The sequence below is a fragment of the Priestia sp. JV24 genome (assembly GCF_025910025.1).
Classification (GTDB): Bacteria; Bacillota; Bacilli; order Bacillales; family Bacillaceae_H; genus Priestia; species Priestia megaterium.
This window is the reverse complement of sequence record NZ_JAPCIN010000026.1, coordinates 1-721: the sequence shown is the minus strand read 5'-3', so window position 1 is coordinate 721 and position 721 is coordinate 1. Positions and strand designations below refer to the sequence as shown.

Genomic DNA, 721 nt, shown 5'->3' with positions numbered 1-721 from the left:
AGCGCAACTAGGCTTAATGACAGGGTTCTTGCTCTAGACCGCAAAGTAAATGTGAAGAAATAATAAAATACGCCTTATTAGTTTATTTCTCCTAGTTTTCTTCGATTTATTGCCCTATATAGAGAACCTTGAGATATTCCGGTTGCTGAGACTATTTCTTTAACAGAATATTCTTTACTGTCATACATCCGAAGTGCAACAGTGAGCTTTTCTTTATCTAGCTTGGGTCTACCTAATGTTTTTCCACGCTTTTTACTTGCTTCGAGTCCTTCCTTTACTCTCTCAGCAATAAGATTTCTTTCTAATTCAGCAATTACGCACATCATTTGGAACATCGCTTTGCCTGTAGAGGTTCTTGTATCCATATTTTCCTTTAAAGAAATGAATTGCACTCCGATCTCTTCCAACTGTTGAATAATGTTGAGGATATCCAATGTTTTACGTCCTAAACGGGAGATACTCTCCACTACAACTGTATCGCCATTCCTGAGCATATCAAAAAGTTGATGAAGACCTTTTCGCTCTTTAATAGTACCAGTAAACTTCTCTTTTACTATTTTTTCACAACCGTATTCAGTAAGAATACTAATTTGACGATCTAAGTTTTGGTCAATAGTAGAAACACGTGCATAACCAATAATCATATGTAACCTCCAGTAAACTTGTATATTTTCATTTTACTAGAGGCAACTTTGTTGTAAAGGTATTTGGTAATCTTTTT

At 35.2% G+C, this 721-nt stretch carries 1 protein-coding gene; it reads right to left on the bottom strand.

Annotated elements, in window-relative coordinates; all coding sequences use genetic code 11:
• Positions 1-77: 77 nt before the first annotated feature.
• The gene (locus OK414_RS27505) at positions 78-644 is read right to left on the bottom strand and encodes a recombinase family protein (RefSeq protein WP_034655745.1); all 567 of its coding nucleotides are present in this window, start codon (positions 642-644) and stop codon (positions 78-80) included.
• Positions 645-721: the final 77 nt, after the last annotated feature.